Raw genomic sequence first — 14,981 nt, forward strand, 5'->3', positions numbered from 1 at the left:
AAGGGAGAGCGACGTGACGCGACCGTTCGAGGGCGTGAAGATCCTGGACTTCACGCAAGTGCTGGCCGGCCCCTATGCGAGCTACCAGCTCGCGCTGCTGGGCGCCGACGTCATCAAGGTCGAGCGGCGCGAGGGCGAGGACATGCGCCGCACGCCGCTGTCCCGCGAATGGGCCGAGCGCGGCCTGGCCCCGGCGTTCCAGGCCATCAACGGCAACAAGCGCAGCCTGACGCTCGATCTGCAAAAGCCCGATGCGATCGCGATCGTGAAGAAGCTCGCCGCGACCGTCGACGTCGTCATGGAGAATTTCCGTCCGGGCGTGATGGACAAGCTCGGCATCGGCTACGAGGCGCTCTCCGCGATCAATCCGAAGCTGATCTATTGCGCGGTCTCAGGCTTCGGCCAGACCGGGCCGGACCGTTTGCGGCCCGGCTATGACGGCAAGATGCAGGCGCTGTCGGGCATCATGGCAATCACCGGCCATCCCGAGACGGGGCCGACGCGCGCGGGCTTTGCGGTCTGCGACGTGCTCTCCGGGGCGACGGCCGCGTTCGGCGTGTCGAGCGCGCTCTACCAGCGCGACCGCACCGGCAAGGGCCAGCTGATCGACGTCTCCATGCTGGAGGCGACGATGGCGTTCCTCTCGGGCCAGATCGCGGACTGGTCGGTTGCCGGCCATCGCCAGCAGCTGTCGGGCAATCAGGCGGTGAGCCGCAGGACCACGGCGAATTTGTTCAAATGCGGCGACGGCCACATCCTGCTCGCGGTCAACAACGAGAAGCAGTATCGCGCGCTGATGACGACGCTCGGCCGCGAGGCCGCGCTCTCTGATCCGCGCTTCGCCGACTGGTTTTCGCGCAACGAGAACGAGCCCGCCTTGCGTGCCATCATCGAGGAAGCGCTTGCCGCAAAGCCTGCGCGCGAATGGGAGACGATCCTGGAGGATGCCGGCGCGCCCTGCGCCAGCATCTGGAAGGTCGAGGAGGTCATCGACCATCCACAAATCAAGGCGCGCGGCGCCATTCAGGAGCTCGACACGCCCTACGGCCGTCTGCGCTTCGCCGGCAGCGGATTCAAGCTCGCGCATGGCGGCGGCAGGCTCGACCGCATGGCGCCGGAGTTGGGGGCGGATACGGATGCGGTGCTCGGCGAGCTAGGATTTGATGCGGCGGAGATCGCGGCGCTCAGGGCAAGGGAGATTGTGTAGAACTCCGCTGCCGTAAGGTGGGCAAAGGCGCAACGCGCCGTGCCCACGATCTATTTGTTTTTTACGACATGCAATGGCGGGCACGCTTCGCTTTGCCCACCCTACGGCAGTGCAGCTAGAACAACGAGCCCTGCCCGTCATCTGACGACGCCGCAGCGGCCTTCCGCGCTGCCTTCTTCGGCTTTGGCGCCTCCGCCTCCATCTCCTCCGCACTGATCGGCAACAGCAATTGCTCGTCGTCATTGGCGACGCGGTTGACGCGGGTGGAGACCGGATGCCAGGCGAATTCGCCGATGCGCGGCGCCGTCATCAGCGGCAACACATGATCGACCTCGTCGCCGCGGATCTCGAGCCAGCGCTCGAAATCGCGCGGGCTGATGGTAACGGGCACGCGGTCATGCAGCGCGGCGAGATCCTCGCCGGCCGCGGCGGTGACGATCGCGACCGTGTCGAGCTCCTCGCCGTTCGGCCCGACCCAGGTCTCGAACACCGCCGCAAAGCCGAGCGGCTCGCCGTCGGCGCGGTGGATGAAGAAGGGCTGCTTGCGGCCCTCGATGGTTTTCCACTCGTAATAGCCGTCGGCCGGGATCAGGCCGCGCCGGCGGCGAATCGCCTTCTTGAACGCGGGCTTTTCCAGCACCGTCTCGGAGCGGGCGTTGATCAGCAACGTGAATCCCTTGGGATCCTTCACCCAGCTCGGCAGCAGGCCCCAGCGCATCAGGCGGAAATGCCGCGCGCCGTTCTCGACCAGAACGACCGGAATCGGTTGTGTCGGGGCGACATTGTACCGTGGCGGGAAATTCGGCTGCTCGACATAGCCGAACAGTTGCCGCAAAGCCGCGGGGGCCGAAGTTATGACGAAGCGTCCACACATCCTTGGGCGTCTATATAGGGTCCGTTCAGGTCCTTTTAACCCCGAACGTTAACACTGCCGCCGATGAGCTCAATGGCCTCCCAACCCGCGCGGACGCATGTACAGACGGGCCCCGAGGCCGCCGCCTGGGCCGAACGACTGCGCGTGGCCAACATCAACCCGCGGACCGGGCTTGCCACCGACTATCTCAACCATTTCAATGAAGCCGTGATGCTGCTGGAAATGGTCCCCGACATGCCCGAATGCGCGGAAGACTTCTTGACCTGGTCGCCGCTGTCCTATGCCGAGCATTTCACCGCATCGAACTTCAAGGCACGGGATCTTGCCATCGAGGCCTATGAGAAGGCCGATCCGAATGTGCGCGCCCAGTTCGACCACATCACCGATACCATGACCTCGATCCTGACCGCGGTCGGCTCGGCCATGCGGGAGGTCGAGAAGGACACGACCCGCATCCGCCTCGCCGAGCAGGCCACACTCTGGGTCAAGCCGCTGATCGCGGCCTGCGGCGGCATCATCAATGGCGGCGCGGAAGCCGACGTCGACACCATCATGGCCAACTGAGCCAGGTCCTTTAGGAAAATGTCGGCAGTCGCCCAGCCCACCCATCCCCAGATCGCGGTCAGTGCCGCGATCTTTCGCGACAGCAAGGTGCTGCTGACCCGCCGCGCCCGCTCGCCCGCCAAAGGCTTCTATTCGCTGCCCGGCGGCCGCGTCGAGTTCGGCGAATCGCTGCACCAGGCGCTCAAGCGCGAGGTCGACGAGGAGACCGGGCTGGAGATCGAGATCATCGGCCTTGCCGGCTGGCGCGAGGTGCTGCCCGCCGCGCCCGGCGCCGGGCATTATTTGATCATGTCGTTTGCCGCCCTCTGGGTGGCCAGGGAACCCACGCTGAACGACGAGCTCGATGATTTCCGCTGGATCGCCCCGGACGCCCTGGCGAGCCTGGGCGACCTCAAGCTGACCGGGGGGCTGGAGGAGGTCATCCAGTCCGCAGCGCGCCTGATCGGCCCCTGACCACCCGCCTTGCGTCATCATCCCCGAGGGGGCATACACGCGCCGATGTCCACGCGATTTCTGGCCATTTTTGCCCTGATTCTCGCCTGCGCCTCGGTGCCCGCGAGGGCCCAGGACGTGGCGGCGCCGTTTGACGCCGATTTGCAGCGGCTGGCGGAGATCCTGGGCGGCCTGCATTATCTGCGCGGCATCTGCGGGTCCAACGAGGGCAACAAATGGCGCAGCGAGATGCAGGCGCTGATCGATGCCGAGACCCCCTCGGGCGAGCGCCGCACCCGCATGATCGCCGGCTTCAACCGCGGCTATAACGGCTTCCAGCAGACCTACCGGAGCTGCACGCCGGCCGCGACGGTCGCGATCCGCCGCTATATCGAGGAAGGCTCGAAGATCTCGCGCGATCTCACGGCGCGCTACGCGAACTAAAACTCTCTCTTCGTCATTCCGGGGCTCGCGACTTCGTCGCGCCCCGGAATGACAGTGACGGGAACCCGTCATCGATTTTGTTCACAGCCGTTAACCGTTCTTAAAGATGTGCCCTAGCGGTCGTTAACGCCCGTGCTACACCTCTCGCACAGCGCATCGCCGTGGATCGCGCCCAGCCCTGACCGAGTTTCATGAGCCAGTCGATTTCCTACGCCCCCGCCCGCGCGCCGCTGCCCGATCACGAGCAGAAGCAGGCTGCCTTGAGCTATCTCAACGAGGCCTGGGCCGAGGCGCGCCACGACGGCGTCGACGGCGATTGCCTCGCGCAGGCAAGCCTGTTCGCCGCCTTCGCCGAGCTGGTCGGCACTTACGGCGAGGACGCGGTGGCGAAATTCGTCGAGGGCCTTCCCGGCCGCGTGCGCAACGGCGAATTCTCGGTCGGCGTCTCCAGGCAGTAAACGCTACGGCTCGATTTTGAGCGTCGCTTTCATGTTGGGATGATAGCGGCAGTAATACTCGACCGTTCCCGCTTTCTTCAGGACGAACGACGCCGACTTCTTCGGCGGCAGCATCACGTCGAAATCGCCGCTCCTGGCGGTGGCGGTGTGGGCGAAGACGTCCTTGTTGATCCAGTTGATGGTGTCGCCGACCTTCGCCGACACCTCAGCCGGCGAGACCACGAGATTCTCCATCGTGATCTCGATCGTCGCGGCGCGCGCCGGGACCACCATCGCCATGAAGATGGCCGCAAGCGCGATCGATGCGAGGCGTCCCGGCTTCATCTCGCACGCTCCTATTTCAGCTCGGCCGCGACGTGCTCGGCGTGCTGCTGATGGCCCTCAAAGATCTTCAGGCCGGTCTGCAACAGGCTTTTCAGCTCGGCATTGCTCGCCGACGGAATCAGCTGGGTCTCCAGCGCGCCGTTGACCGTCTTGTGGTAGGCGACCTCATTGGCGACATAGGCCTTGTCGAAGGCTGCGCCGCTCAGCTTGTCGAGCTCGGCCATCTTGTCGCTCGCCTGCTTCGACAGCGCCTTGCTGGTGTCGTTGTCTTCAGGCGTGACGTTGAGCTTCTTGACCAGCGCCAGCGCCTGCTTGTTGACCGCCTCATGGTCGCGCAGCATGTCGTCGGCAAACGCCTTGACGTCCTTGTTCTTGGCCTTCTTCTGCGCCTGCTTGGCCGCGTTGATGTCGATCACGCCGGCGGTGTAGGCGATGTGCGCGATCTGCGGATCGGTAAGCTTGTCGGCAGCGCGTGCGCCTTGCAGCAGCACCGGGCTGGACAACAGAATGGCCGCGGCGACCGCCGCGCTCCAACGGATGAACATGGTTTGACACTCCTGTGCTGCCGGACAGTTTGCCGGCGCGTTGCTTCACAGGAATTGGATGGACATTCTGCGCAAACGTTCCCGAAAAATTTCAGCCGCCGATGCCGAGCCGCTTCAGCACGGCCTCCGTCAGCCGTTCGCAGCGCCAGCCGGCAAACGGGAATGCGTCCATCATCACCGGGCCGATCTCCTTCTCGACGTTCTCGCGCAGCATGGTCCTGGCGCGGTGCAGCCGCGTCTTCACGGTCTCGGGCTTCACACCAAGCAGATCGGCGGTCTCCTCGATGTTCATGCCCTCCATGACCCGCGCGACGAACACCATGCGGAAGACATCCGGCAACTCGTCGATGGCGCGTTCGACGACGCGCTGGATTTCACGTTGGGCCATGGTCCTTTCCGGATCGCCTGCGGGAGAAACGGGAAATTTGATGATCTGCGCCTCGAGCGCCGCTTCCGGCACCGCGCCGAGCTCGACATGCGGCCTGGCGCTGCGCGCCCGGCCAAGCGCCTCGTTGATGGCGATGCGCGATAGCCACGTCGACAGTCCGGACTCGCCCCTGAAGCCGTCGAGATGGGTGAAGGCGCGGACATAGGTTTCCTGCACCACGTCCTCGGCTTCGCTGTCGCTGCGCAGGATGCCGCGCGCGAGACGGTAGAGCCTGCGGTTGTTGGCCTGCATGATCTCGCGCAGCGCGGCCTCGTCCCGGCCCCGCGCACGCTCGATCAGCTCGGCCTCCAATGTCCTGATTTCCGGGGTTTTTGCGCCGGCGGACAGGCCGGCTGCGGTCCGTTGCATGGCGGTCACCTGCTCGTTTTGCTTCGTTTCGGACATTGGATGCAGGCCAAGGGAAAAGGTTCCCAGTTTTCTTACCCTCCCCTGGAGGGGGAGGGTAAGAGCTAATCCGTCTCGATCGGCAGCGTGGGGTCCCTCGCCCATTCACCCATCGAAGCATCGTACAGCGTCAGCTTGTCGTAGCCGAGCTGCGTCAGCATCAGCAGGTCGATCGTCGCCGAGATGCCGCCGCCGCAATACACGATCACATTCTTGTCGCGCGTGACGCCCTGGGCCGCGAATTTCGCTTCGGCATCGGCAAGGCTCGTCAGCGTCTTGTCGGCATTCGCGAGCGTCGCCGCCGGGACATTGACGCTGCCGGGCACGCGGCCGGGCCGGCCGTAGCGGCTCGGCTCGAGGCCCTGGTGAAACTGCGGTCCGAGTGCGTTGACGATCACCGTCGAGGGATCGCCGATCCGCGCCTTCACGACATCCTTGTCGACGAAGAAGCCGGCGCGTGGCGACGCCTTGAAGGTCGTCGCCGGATAGCCCTTCGGTGCGCCTGTTTCGATCGGCCGCCCCTCTTGCTTCCATTTGTCGAGGCCGCCGTCGAGCACGCGCGCGTCGACGCCGAGCGAGCGCAGCATCCACCAGAACCGCGTCGACCACATCATGGTGCCGATGCTGTAGAGCACGATGGTCTTGGATGCATCAAGGCCGTGGCGGCCGAACGCGGCCTCGAGCTGGGGCACATCGGCCATCATGAAGAGCGGACCTGCGGAGATGTCGGAGAACTCGCCTTGCAGATCGAGGAAATCGGCGCCCGGGATGTGGCCGGCCGCAAAGGTCTTATCGCCGGGCACCGCGCGATACGGCACGTCGCTGCCGGGCGGGACGGGCTCGTTGTAGGTCGTGCAATCGTAGAGGCGCAGATTGGGATCGCCGAGAATGGCGGCGAGTTGCTCGGTGGTGATGAGGGCGTTCTCACTCATGGATCGAATCTCCCGTGATGAACTGCGAACCTATCTATTGCGCTTGCAACCAAATCCTCAAAACTTAACCCGTCACCCTGAGGTGCCGGAGCGCAGCGGAGGCCTCGAAGGGCGACGGCCACCAGCGGGGCCGTTCATCCTTCGAGGCTTGCCATGCCGTGCAAGAGCACCGCATGGCGCGCACCTCAGGATGACGGATTGAACAGGCGACGGCACATCGGCTACTGCTTCAACGTCTCCAGAAACCGCACCGGCTCGCCTTGCGAGGCCGTCACCAGCTCGCCCTGCCACATCACGCGGCGGCCGCGGATGAAGGTGCCGACGGGCCAGCCCGTCACACGCACGCCGTCGTAAGGCGTCCAGCTGGCTTTCGACGCCACCCATTTGTTGGTGATGGTCTCGCTGCGCTTCAAATCGACCACCGTAAAGTCGGCGTCGTAGCCGGCGGCGATGCGACCCTTGCAGGCCATGTTGTAGAGGCGCGCGGGGCCGGCGCTGGTGAGATCGACGAAGCGAGCCAGCGACAGGCGGCCGGCATTGACGTGATCGAGCATCAGCGGCACCAGTGTCTGCACGCCGGTCATGCCGGAGGGCGAAGCGGGATAGGTCTTCTGCTTCTCTTCCAGCGTATGCGGGGCGTGGTCGGAGCCGAGCACGTCGATGATGCCCTGCTCGATGCCGCGCCAGATGCCGGCGCGGTGATCGGCGCCGCGCACCGGCGGGTTCATCTGCGCCAGTGTACCGAGCCGCTCGTAGCATTCGGGCGCGACCAGCGTCAGATGGTGCGGCGTCGCCTCGCAGGAGGCGACGTCCTTGTGGTCGCGCAAGAATTCGATCTCTTCCTTGGTCGAGATGTGCAGCACGTGAATACGCTTGCCGGTCTCGTGCGCGAGTTTGACCAGGCGCTGCGTCGCCATCAGCGCCGCGGTCTCGTCGCGCCAGACCGGATGCGAGCGTGGATCGCCCTCGATCCGCAGCGACTTGCGGTCGTTGAGGCGGTATTCGTCCTCGGCGTGGAACGCGGCGCGGCGGCGGATCACCTGGAAGATGCGGCGCAGGCTTTCATCGTCCTCCACCAGCAGCGCACCGGTCGAGGAGCCGATGAACACCTTGACGCCGGCGCAACCCGGCGCACGCTCGAGCACCGGCAGGTCCTGCACGTTCTCGCGGGTGCCGCCGATGAAGAACGCGAAATCGCAATGCATGCGGTGATGGGCGCGCTTTACCTTGTCGGTGAAGGTGGCTTCCGTCACGGTCAACGGCGACGTGTTCGGCATCTCGAACACGGCCGTGACGCCGCCCATCACGGCGCTGCGCGAGCCGGTCTCGAGGTCTTCCTTGTGCTCCAGCCCGGGCTCGCGGAAGTGCACCTGCGTGTCCATCACGCCGGGCAGGATGTGCAGGCCCTTGCAGTCGATCACCTCGGCGGCGGAGCCTTGCGACAGAGGACCCAGCTCGGCGATGCGACCGCCCGTGATGCCGATATCGCGAACACCCTCGCCGTCCTGGTTGACGACGGTGCCGCCCTTCAAGATCACATCGAAACGCTGGGTCATGGGGCCTCTCTCATCCCCAAGCGCAGGGCTCGAGGTCTTGTCGTTTATGCCTTGCGGGCTTACGTTCCGGAGCAACATGTCGCAAGAGATTTTCACATGAAATCAGCGTTTCTTCCCGACCGGGGCGTGGTCAAGGTCGCGGGCGAGGATGCGCGCAACTTCCTCAACGGCCTCATCACCACCGATGTCGACAGGCTCAAGCCGGGTCTGGGGCGATTCGGCGCGCTGCTGACGCCGCAGGGCAAGATCATCGTGGACTTCCTGATCACGGAGGTGCCCGCGGGCCATGGCGGCGGGTTCCTGATCGATTGCCCGAAGCCGCTGGCCGAGGGATTCGCCACCAAGCTGAAATTCTACAAGCTGCGCGCCAAGGTCACGGTTGAAACCCTCGATCTCGGCGTGCTCGCGGCCTGGGGCGGCCAGCTTGCGGCGCAACCGGACCTCGCCTTCGCCGATCCGCGCAATGCCGAGCTCGGTACCCGCATCCTGATCCCCGAGGATCTCAAGCGGAAATTGTCCGACCTGATCGGCGCCGAGCTGGTCGACGCTGCCGACTACGAGGCGCACCGCATCGCACTCGGCGTGCCGCGCGGCGGGCTCGATTTCATGTACAGCGACGCGTTCCCGCACGAGACCAACATGGATCGGCTGGCCGGCGTCGATTTCGACAAGGGCTGCTATGTCGGCCAGGAGGTCGTCTCGCGCATGCAGCATCGCGGCACCGCGCGCACCCGCAGCGTGAAGGTGCTGCTCGACGATCTCTCTCCGGAGGTCGGCGTCAGCGTCATGGCCGGAGACAAGCAAGTCGGCACCATGGGCTCGTCGGCGCAAGGCAAGGGCATTGCGCTGGTCCGCATCGACCGCGTCGCCGATGCGCTCGATGCCGGCCAGCCGCTCACCGCCGGCGGCCTGCCCCTGACGCTCGCCGAACCCGAAATCGTGCGTATTCCAACCAAGCAACCCACCGCATGAGCCGAGCCCCCCGCCTGCATCCCGACGGAAAAACCCGCTGCCCTTGGCCCGGCGAAGACCCGTTCTATGTCGCCTATCACGACACCGAATGGGGCGTGCCGGAATATGACGACCGCGCGCTGTACGAAAAGCTGATCCTCGACGGCTTTCAGGCCGGCCTCTCCTGGATCACGATCCTGCGCAAGCGCGACAATTTCCGCAAAGCCTTCGATGATTTCCAGCCGGAGAAGATCGCGCGCTACAGCGACAAGAAGGTTCACGCGCTGATGAACGACGTCGGCATCGTGCGCAACCGCGCCAAGATCGAAGGCACGATCCTGAGCGCGAAGTCGTATCTCGACATCATGGAGAAGGGCCCGGGCTTCTCGAAGCTGCTGTGGGACTTCATGGACGGGCGGCCCAAGGTCAACCATTTCAAGACCACCGCGAGCGTGCCGGCCTCGACGCCGCTGTCGGTGCAGATCTCGAAGGAGCTGTCCTCGCGCGGCTTCAAATTCGTCGGCCCGACCATCGTCTACGCCTTCATGCAGGCGACCGGCATGGTCAACGACCATCTGGTCGACTGCCACTGCCACGCGACCTGCGGCAAGACGCAGCGCAAGCCGCGCCTTAGGGCCAAATGACCGCGAAGAAGACGGCGCACGATGCGCAATCCCGCGCCTGGCAGCGCATGCTGTCGGGCCGGCGGCTCGACCTGCTCGATCCCTCGCCGCTCGACGTCGAGATCGCCGACATCGCGCACGGGCTGGCACGCGTGGCGCGCTGGAACGGGCAGACCACAGGCGCCCACATCTTCTCGGTCGCGCAGCACACGCTGCTGGTGGAGACAGTGATGCGGCACGAGATGCCGCGCGTCGACCAGCGCATGCGGCTCGCCGCGCTGCTGCACGATGCGCCCGAATATGTCATCGGCGACATGATCTCGCCATTCAAGGCCGTGCTCGACGGCCATTACAAGGCGGTGGAAAAGCGCCTGCTCGGCGCCATCCACGTCCGCTTCGGCCTGCCGCCGGTGCTGCCCGAGGAGATCACGCAGGCGATCAAGGCCGCCGATCGCGGCGCGGCGTACCTCGAGGCGACCGAGCTTGCCGGCTTCAGCGAGAGCGAGGCCAAGCGCCTGTTCGGCAAGGACCCGGGCCTCTCCGACAGCGTCCGGCGCGATTATCTCACGCCCTGGACCGCGGCGCGGGCCGAGAAGCAGTTTCTGGAGCGGTTCGGCGCGGTGTTTGCGTAGCATCATCCCTTCGTAGGGTGGGCAAAGCGAAGCGTGCCCACCAAACTGGGCGAAATGCGCGCGGTGCGAAATGGTGGGCACGACGCGATGCGCCTTTGCCCACCCTACGAGCGCTCGCTATAATCAGCGGCAAAAAAGGTCCGTCATGATCCACGTCTGTTCCCTCGCCGCGCTTCCCGAAACCGTCCGCCTCACCAAGGCCAGCCACGTGCTGACGGTGATGGCCAATGTCGAGCAGGTGGCGCGGCCCGTGTCGGTGCTGCCGGCCAACCATCTCAAGGTGTCGATGGACGACATCACCGAGGAGATGGACGGTTTCGTCGCGCCGTCGGAGGCGCATATCGACCAGGTGCTGGCTTTCGTGCGCGGCTGGGATCGCGCTGCGCCGCTGGTGGTGCATTGCTATGCCGGCATCAGCCGCTCCACCGCGAGCGCGTTCGCGGCGGTGTGCGCGCTCAATCCCGAGCGCGACGAGATCGAGATCGCCAAGAAGATCCGCGCGGCTTCGCCAATCGCCTCGCCGAACCGGCGCATCGTCAGCCTTGCCGACCGCGCCCTCGGGCGTAACGGTCGCATGCTGCGCGCACTCGACGAGATGGGGCCCGGCGCCATGATGGTCGAAGGCCGCCCCTTCGTGATCGAGCTCGAATGACCGCTGCAGGCCACTATGCAGGTGCCGCCGTCATGGCCGGGCATAGCCGTCCGAAGGACGGCGTCGCTTCGCTCGCCTATGTCCCGGCCATCCACGAACTTTCCCGCGGCACGCAGAACGTGGATGCCCGGGACAAGCCCGCGCATGACGTGGCACCACCCGCGATCATCATCGCATGAGCGACAAGCTGCTGACGCCGATCGAGATCGGCCTGACCGCGGCGATCGTCGCGATCGCGGAGCATGAGCCGCTGGTCCTCACCGCGCGCGGCCGCGACGGGCTGGCCGGACTGCCGTTCGGCCCGTTCGACGCGCTCAGCCATCGCACCTTCGAGATCGGCCTGCGCGCCTGGGTCGAGGAACAGGCGGCCTTGCGGCTCGGCTATGTCGAGCAGCTCTACACGTTCGGCGATCGCGGCCGTCATGCCGAGGCCGGCGACACCGGCGCGCATATGGTGTCGATCGGCTATCTCGCGCTGACGCGCGCGGTGGACGGCGAGCTTGCGGCGACCGGCGCGAGCTTCGAGCCCTGGTATCGCTTCTTCCCCTGGGAAGACTGGCGCGAGCAGCCGCCCGCGATCATCGCCCGCGACATCATTCCGGCGCTCACCAAATGGGCCGAGGAAGAGACGCCGGAGACCACGCGCGCACTGCCGCGCAAGGATCGCGTGCGGTTCTATTTCGGCCTCGACGGCGCGCCCTGGGACGAGGAGCGCGTGCTCGACCGCTACGAGCTGCTCTACGAGGCCGGGCTGATCGAGGAGGCGCGGCGCGACGGCCGTCCTGCGGCATTAGCGCGCAAGGCGCTACCCGCGCTCGGCACCTCCATGCGGTTCGACCACCGCCGGATTCTTGCCACGGCAATCGCGCGGCTGCGCGCAAAATTGAAGTATCGCCCTGTGGTGTTTGAACTTTTGCCCGCCGAGTTCACACTTACGGAGTTGCAGCATACGGTGGAGGCGATCTCCGGCCGGCATCTGCACAAGCAGAATTTCCGCCGCCTGGTCGAAACCGAAGCCCTGGTCGAACCGACCGGCGTGATGTCGACACAGACCGGCGGACGGCCGGCGGCGCTCTACCGCTTCCGACGCGAGGTGCTCCAGGAGCGGCCCGCGCCGGGCTTGCGCGTACGCTCCCGGCGCTAGAGCATGATCCGGAAAAGTGCGTAGCGGTGTTCCGAGAAGGTCATGCTGAGATTCGCGTGATCGGCCCCTGCGCGCCGGTTGCCTGGAGGCTTCATGTTCGACGGCCCGTTTGACGTCTTCGCGTTGATCATCGCGATCATCGCCTTCCTGATCGCGATCAAGGCTGCCAGCGAGGCGGCCGAGCTGCGCCGCCGGCTGAGCTCGCTTGAAGAGAAATTTCATGCGCAGCGGCCGGTGCAACCGCCGCCGCTGCTGCCCGCCCAGGTGCAGGCCGAGGCGCCCGCGACGGCTGCTGCCGCCGAGCCGCCGCTGCTTGCGCCGGAAGCCGAGGCCGCACCGCCTCCGCTCGTCACCGAAGACGCTTCGCCGCCGCCCCTCGAAGCGAGCACGGAGGCCGATGCACCGCCGCCGCTGCCCGAGCCGGCTGCAGTTTCCAGAGAACCCGGCTTCGAGGAGCGTCTCGGCACGCGCTGGGTGGTGTGGATCGGCGGCCTTGCGCTCGCGCTCGGCGGCTTCTTCATGCTGCGCTATTCGATCGAGGCCGGCCTCGTCGGCCCCGGCGTGCGCGTGTTCCTCGGCGGCCTGTTCGCGGCTGCGCTGCTCGGCGCTGGCGAATGGACGCGGCGCAAGGAGAGCATCTCCAACATCGCGGCGCTGCCGATTGCCAACATACCCGCCATCCTCACCGCGGCCGGAACGGCGGTGGCGTTCGCGACCATCTACGCCGCCTATGCGCTCTACGGCTTCCTCGTGCCTGCGACCGCCTTCGTGCTGCTCGGCATCGTGGCGATGGGCACGCTCGCCGCGGCGCTGCTGCATGGACCGGCACTCGCCGGGCTTGGCGTCGTCGGCGCGTTTGCGACGCCGGTCCTCGTCTCCAGCGGCAAGCCGGACTATTGGGCGCTCTACATCTATCTCGCCATCGTCACCGCCGCGAGCTTTGGTCTCGCCCGGATTCGGCTGTGGCGCTGGCTTGCGGTGACCACTATCGCGTTCGCCGTGCTGTGGGTCTTCCCGGGGCTCGACACCAGCGACTTGCAGGTCGCGCCGCACGCCTTCCATGTCATCGCCGGCTTCGTGCTCGCCGCGCTGCTCGTGGTCTGCGGCTTCATGTTCGGACCAACCATCGAGGACAGCGAGATCGAGTCGGTGTCGTCGAGCTCGCTCGGCGCCTATCTGTTCGGCGCGATGCTGATCGTGCTCTCAAGCGCGCATGCGGATCTTGCGCTGATCGCCTTCACGCTGCTTGTCGGCGGAACGATGTTCGTCGCCTGGCGGGCGCCGGCGGCGACCGGCGCGCTCGGCGCGGCCGCTGCGACCGTCTTCATCGTGTTCGCGGAATGGGCGGTGCGTGCCAATCCGGATATGCTGGTGTTGCCGGGCGGCCCGATGCCCGGCGTCGGACCGGTCGCGACCGACAGCTCAGTTACCCTGCATCTGGTGATGGCCGCGATCTTCGCCGCGGGCTTCGGCGTCGCGGGCTTTTTCGTGCAGGGCCGGTCGAATTCGCCGATCATCCCGGTGGTGTGGTCTGCGGCAGGCGTCGCGACGCCGATCGCAATCCTGGTTGCGCTCTATGCGCGCATCGCCCATCTGGACCGCTCCATCCCGTTCGCGATCCTCGCGGTCCTGCTCGCCGCGGCCTTCGGCGCTGCGACCGAAGCGCTGATGCGTCGCGAAGAACGACCGGGCGTCGCAACCTCGATCGCTCTGTTCGCGACCGGCACGCTCGGCGCGCTGGCGCTGGCGCTGACCTTTGCGCTGGAGAAGGGCTGGCTCACCATTGCGCTCGCGCTGATGTCGCTTGGCACCGCCTGGATCTCGTTGCAGCGGCCAATTCCCGTGCTGCGCCGGTTAGCTGCGATCTTCGCCGCGATCGTCACCGCACGCATCGCCTATGATCCGCGCATCGTCGGCGATGCCGTCGGCACGACGCCGATCTTCAACTGGCTGCTGTGGGGCTACGGCTTGCCAGCGGCCTCATTCTGGGGCGCAAGCATCTTCCTGCGCCGCCGCGGCGATGACGCCCCGCTGCGCGTGGTCGAAGCGGCTGCGATCCTGTTTACGGCGCTGCTGGCCTTCATGGAAGTCCGTCACCTTGCGACCGGCGGCGACATGATCTCGCCGCCGTCACTGCTCGAATTCGCGCTGCAGGTCTGCGTCGCACTCGCGATGGCGATCGGGCTGGAGCGGCTGCGGCTGCGCAGCCGCAGCATCGTGCACAACGTCGGCGCGGTCGTGCTCACCGTGATCGCCGGCCTCATCAGCGTGTTCGGCCTCTTCATCCTGGAGAACCCACTGATCTGGCGCATCGACGTCGGCGGCGCGGTGTTCAACCTGCTGCTGCTCGGCTACGCACTGCCGGCGATCCTGATGCTGCTGCTCTCTTATGCCGTGGTCGGCGCGCGTGGCAAGGTCTACGCCAACACGATTGCCGGCGGCGCACTGGTGTTCGCACTCGCCTATGTCACGCTGGAGATCCGCCGCTTCTATCACGGCCCGATCCTCTCCACGGGACCCACGACGGGCGCGGAGCAATACACCTATTCGATCGGCTGGCTCGCCTTCGGCGTCGTGCTTCTCGGTGTCGGCGTTCTCGTCAATTCGGAGCGCGCCCGCCTGGCCTCGGCGGTCGTGATCGCGCTGACGATCCTCAAAGCCTTCGTCATCGACATGTCGACGCTGACAGGCATCTACCGCGCGCTGTCGTTCATGTGCCTCGGCATCGTGCTGGTGGCGATCGGCTGGCTCTACCAGCGCATCCTGTTCCGGCGGCAGGTCGCGCCGCCGGCTCCACAGACAGGCAGTTAA

18 protein-coding genes are annotated in these 14,981 nt (G+C 66.1%); 12 read left to right on the top strand and 6 right to left on the bottom strand.

Going from position 1 to position 14,981, the window contains the following annotated elements:
• Positions 1-13: 13 nt before the first annotated feature.
• Positions 14-1,207 (top strand): CaiB/BaiF CoA transferase family protein, encoded by a 1,194-nt coding sequence (locus BRAGE_RS0126360; protein ID WP_027558210.1) that lies wholly within the window; start codon positions 14-16, stop codon positions 1,205-1,207.
• Between the two features lie 115 nt (positions 1,208-1,322).
• On the opposite strand, the gene BRAGE_RS0126365 is transcribed toward BRAGE_RS0126360, so the two are convergent.
• Entirely contained in the window at positions 1,323-2,081 is a 759-nt protein-coding gene (locus BRAGE_RS0126365; RefSeq protein ID WP_027558209.1) for an SOS response-associated peptidase, read from the bottom strand.
• 63 nt (positions 2,082-2,144) lie between these two features.
• Here BRAGE_RS0126365 and BRAGE_RS0126370 point away from each other — a divergent pair, with 63 nt between their 5' ends.
• The 4 genes from BRAGE_RS0126370 to BRAGE_RS0126385 all read left to right on the top strand — a co-directional run bounded on the left by BRAGE_RS0126370 (position 2,145) and on the right by BRAGE_RS0126385 (position 3,979).
• Positions 2,145-2,645: a hypothetical protein gene (locus tag BRAGE_RS0126370; RefSeq protein WP_027558208.1), complete on the top strand. Its 501-nt coding sequence runs from the start codon at positions 2,145-2,147 to the stop codon at positions 2,643-2,645.
• A gap of 18 nt (positions 2,646-2,663) precedes the next feature.
• The gene (locus BRAGE_RS0126375; protein WP_027558207.1) at positions 2,664-3,098 is read left to right on the top strand and encodes an NUDIX hydrolase; all 435 of its coding nucleotides are present in this window, start codon (positions 2,664-2,666) and stop codon (positions 3,096-3,098) included.
• Between the two features lie 45 nt (positions 3,099-3,143).
• Positions 3,144-3,521: a TIGR02301 family protein gene (locus BRAGE_RS0126380; RefSeq protein ID WP_027558206.1), complete on the top strand. Its 378-nt coding sequence runs from the start codon at positions 3,144-3,146 to the stop codon at positions 3,519-3,521.
• A gap of 191 nt (positions 3,522-3,712) precedes the next feature.
• The gene (locus tag BRAGE_RS0126385) at positions 3,713-3,979 is read left to right on the top strand and encodes a hypothetical protein (protein WP_027558205.1); all 267 of its coding nucleotides are present in this window, start codon (positions 3,713-3,715) and stop codon (positions 3,977-3,979) included.
• A gap of 3 nt (positions 3,980-3,982) precedes the next feature.
• Here the strand turns inward: BRAGE_RS0126385 and BRAGE_RS0126390 are convergent, their stop codons facing one another.
• The 5 genes from BRAGE_RS0126390 to BRAGE_RS0126410 form a co-directional block, all read right to left on the bottom strand.
• Complete coding sequence (locus tag BRAGE_RS0126390) at positions 3,983-4,303, bottom strand: cupredoxin domain-containing protein (RefSeq protein ID WP_027558204.1); 321 nt, start codon at positions 4,301-4,303, stop codon at positions 3,983-3,985.
• A gap of 11 nt (positions 4,304-4,314) precedes the next feature.
• Positions 4,315-4,848, bottom strand: a complete 534-nt coding sequence (locus BRAGE_RS0126395) for a DUF4142 domain-containing protein (protein WP_027558203.1) — start codon at positions 4,846-4,848, stop codon at positions 4,315-4,317.
• Positions 4,849-4,939: 91 nt separating this feature from the next.
• On the bottom strand, positions 4,940-5,644 hold the full coding sequence (locus BRAGE_RS0126400) for an RNA polymerase sigma factor (RefSeq protein WP_027558202.1): 705 nt from the start codon (positions 5,642-5,644) through the stop codon (positions 4,940-4,942).
• 101 nt (positions 5,645-5,745) lie between these two features.
• A complete protein-coding gene (locus BRAGE_RS0126405) occupies positions 5,746-6,612 on the bottom strand; it encodes a sulfurtransferase (RefSeq protein WP_027558201.1) in 867 nt (288 codons plus the stop codon).
• A gap of 221 nt (positions 6,613-6,833) precedes the next feature.
• Positions 6,834-8,168 (bottom strand): dihydroorotase, encoded by a 1,335-nt coding sequence (locus BRAGE_RS0126410; protein WP_027558200.1) that lies wholly within the window; start codon positions 8,166-8,168, stop codon positions 6,834-6,836.
• Between the two features lie 96 nt (positions 8,169-8,264).
• Here BRAGE_RS0126410 and BRAGE_RS0126415 point away from each other — a divergent pair, with 96 nt between their 5' ends.
• The 7 genes from BRAGE_RS0126415 to BRAGE_RS0126450 all read left to right on the top strand — a co-directional run bounded on the left by BRAGE_RS0126415 (position 8,265) and on the right by BRAGE_RS0126450 (position 14,981).
• Positions 8,265-9,140, top strand: coding sequence for a YgfZ/GcvT domain-containing protein (locus BRAGE_RS0126415; protein WP_027558199.1), 876 nt, complete (start codon positions 8,265-8,267; stop codon positions 9,138-9,140).
• The gene (locus BRAGE_RS0126420; RefSeq protein ID WP_027558198.1) at positions 9,137-9,763 is read left to right on the top strand and encodes a DNA-3-methyladenine glycosylase I; all 627 of its coding nucleotides are present in this window, start codon (positions 9,137-9,139) and stop codon (positions 9,761-9,763) included. The genes BRAGE_RS0126415 and BRAGE_RS0126420 overlap by 4 nt, the downstream gene beginning before the upstream one ends.
• Positions 9,760-10,374: a YfbR-like 5'-deoxynucleotidase gene (locus tag BRAGE_RS0126425; protein ID WP_027558197.1), complete on the top strand. Its 615-nt coding sequence runs from the start codon at positions 9,760-9,762 to the stop codon at positions 10,372-10,374. Before BRAGE_RS0126420 ends, BRAGE_RS0126425 begins: the two co-directional genes overlap by 4 nt.
• Positions 10,375-10,519: 145 nt before the next feature.
• A complete protein-coding gene (locus BRAGE_RS0126430; RefSeq protein WP_027558196.1) occupies positions 10,520-11,026 on the top strand; it encodes a tyrosine phosphatase family protein in 507 nt (168 codons plus the stop codon).
• Positions 11,023-11,205: a hypothetical protein gene (locus BRAGE_RS56005; protein ID WP_027558195.1), complete on the top strand. Its 183-nt coding sequence runs from the start codon at positions 11,023-11,025 to the stop codon at positions 11,203-11,205. Before BRAGE_RS0126430 ends, BRAGE_RS56005 begins: the two co-directional genes overlap by 4 nt.
• On the top strand, positions 11,202-12,170 hold the full coding sequence (locus BRAGE_RS0126440) for an NUDIX hydrolase (RefSeq protein ID WP_027558194.1): 969 nt from the start codon (positions 11,202-11,204) through the stop codon (positions 12,168-12,170). Before BRAGE_RS56005 ends, BRAGE_RS0126440 begins: the two co-directional genes overlap by 4 nt.
• A 93-nt stretch (positions 12,171-12,263) precedes the next feature.
• Complete coding sequence (locus BRAGE_RS0126450) at positions 12,264-14,981, top strand: DUF2339 domain-containing protein (RefSeq protein ID WP_027558193.1); 2,718 nt, start codon at positions 12,264-12,266, stop codon at positions 14,979-14,981.

The sequence above is a fragment of the Bradyrhizobium genosp. SA-4 str. CB756 genome (assembly GCF_000473125.1).
Classification (GTDB): domain Bacteria; phylum Pseudomonadota; class Alphaproteobacteria; order Rhizobiales; family Xanthobacteraceae; genus Bradyrhizobium; species Bradyrhizobium arachidis.

Excerpts from the sequence above, each read along its gene's own strand:
- BRAGE_RS56005 (WP_027558195.1), top strand. The coding sequence starts at position 11,023 with ATGACCGCTGCAGGCCACTATGCAGGTGCCGCCGTCATGGCCGGGCAT.
- BRAGE_RS0126380 (WP_027558206.1), top strand. The coding sequence starts at position 3,144 with ATGTCCACGCGATTTCTGGCCATTTTTGCCCTGATTCTCGCCTGCGCC.
- BRAGE_RS0126390 (WP_027558204.1), bottom strand. The coding sequence starts at position 4,303 with ATGAAGCCGGGACGCCTCGCATCGATCGCGCTTGCGGCCATCTTCATG.
- BRAGE_RS0126405 (WP_027558201.1), bottom strand. The coding sequence starts at position 6,612 with ATGAGTGAGAACGCCCTCATCACCACCGAGCAACTCGCCGCCATTCTC.
- BRAGE_RS0126415 (WP_027558199.1), top strand. The coding sequence starts at position 8,265 with ATGAAATCAGCGTTTCTTCCCGACCGGGGCGTGGTCAAGGTCGCGGGC.
- BRAGE_RS0126425 (WP_027558197.1), top strand. The coding sequence starts at position 9,760 with ATGACCGCGAAGAAGACGGCGCACGATGCGCAATCCCGCGCCTGGCAG.
- BRAGE_RS0126420 (WP_027558198.1), top strand. The coding sequence starts at position 9,137 with ATGAGCCGAGCCCCCCGCCTGCATCCCGACGGAAAAACCCGCTGCCCT.
- BRAGE_RS0126450 (WP_027558193.1), top strand. The coding sequence starts at position 12,264 with ATGTTCGACGGCCCGTTTGACGTCTTCGCGTTGATCATCGCGATCATC.
- BRAGE_RS0126430 (WP_027558196.1), top strand. The coding sequence starts at position 10,520 with ATGATCCACGTCTGTTCCCTCGCCGCGCTTCCCGAAACCGTCCGCCTC.
- BRAGE_RS0126375 (WP_027558207.1), top strand. The coding sequence starts at position 2,664 with ATGTCGGCAGTCGCCCAGCCCACCCATCCCCAGATCGCGGTCAGTGCC.
- BRAGE_RS0126440 (WP_027558194.1), top strand. The coding sequence starts at position 11,202 with ATGAGCGACAAGCTGCTGACGCCGATCGAGATCGGCCTGACCGCGGCG.
- BRAGE_RS0126410 (WP_027558200.1), bottom strand. The coding sequence starts at position 8,168 with ATGACCCAGCGTTTCGATGTGATCTTGAAGGGCGGCACCGTCGTCAAC.
- BRAGE_RS0126365 (WP_027558209.1), bottom strand. The coding sequence starts at position 2,081 with ATGTGTGGACGCTTCGTCATAACTTCGGCCCCCGCGGCTTTGCGGCAA.
- BRAGE_RS0126385 (WP_027558205.1), top strand. The coding sequence starts at position 3,713 with ATGAGCCAGTCGATTTCCTACGCCCCCGCCCGCGCGCCGCTGCCCGAT.
- BRAGE_RS0126370 (WP_027558208.1), top strand. The coding sequence starts at position 2,145 with ATGAGCTCAATGGCCTCCCAACCCGCGCGGACGCATGTACAGACGGGC.
- BRAGE_RS0126400 (WP_027558202.1), bottom strand. The coding sequence starts at position 5,644 with ATGCAACGGACCGCAGCCGGCCTGTCCGCCGGCGCAAAAACCCCGGAA.
- BRAGE_RS0126395 (WP_027558203.1), bottom strand. The coding sequence starts at position 4,848 with ATGTTCATCCGTTGGAGCGCGGCGGTCGCCGCGGCCATTCTGTTGTCC.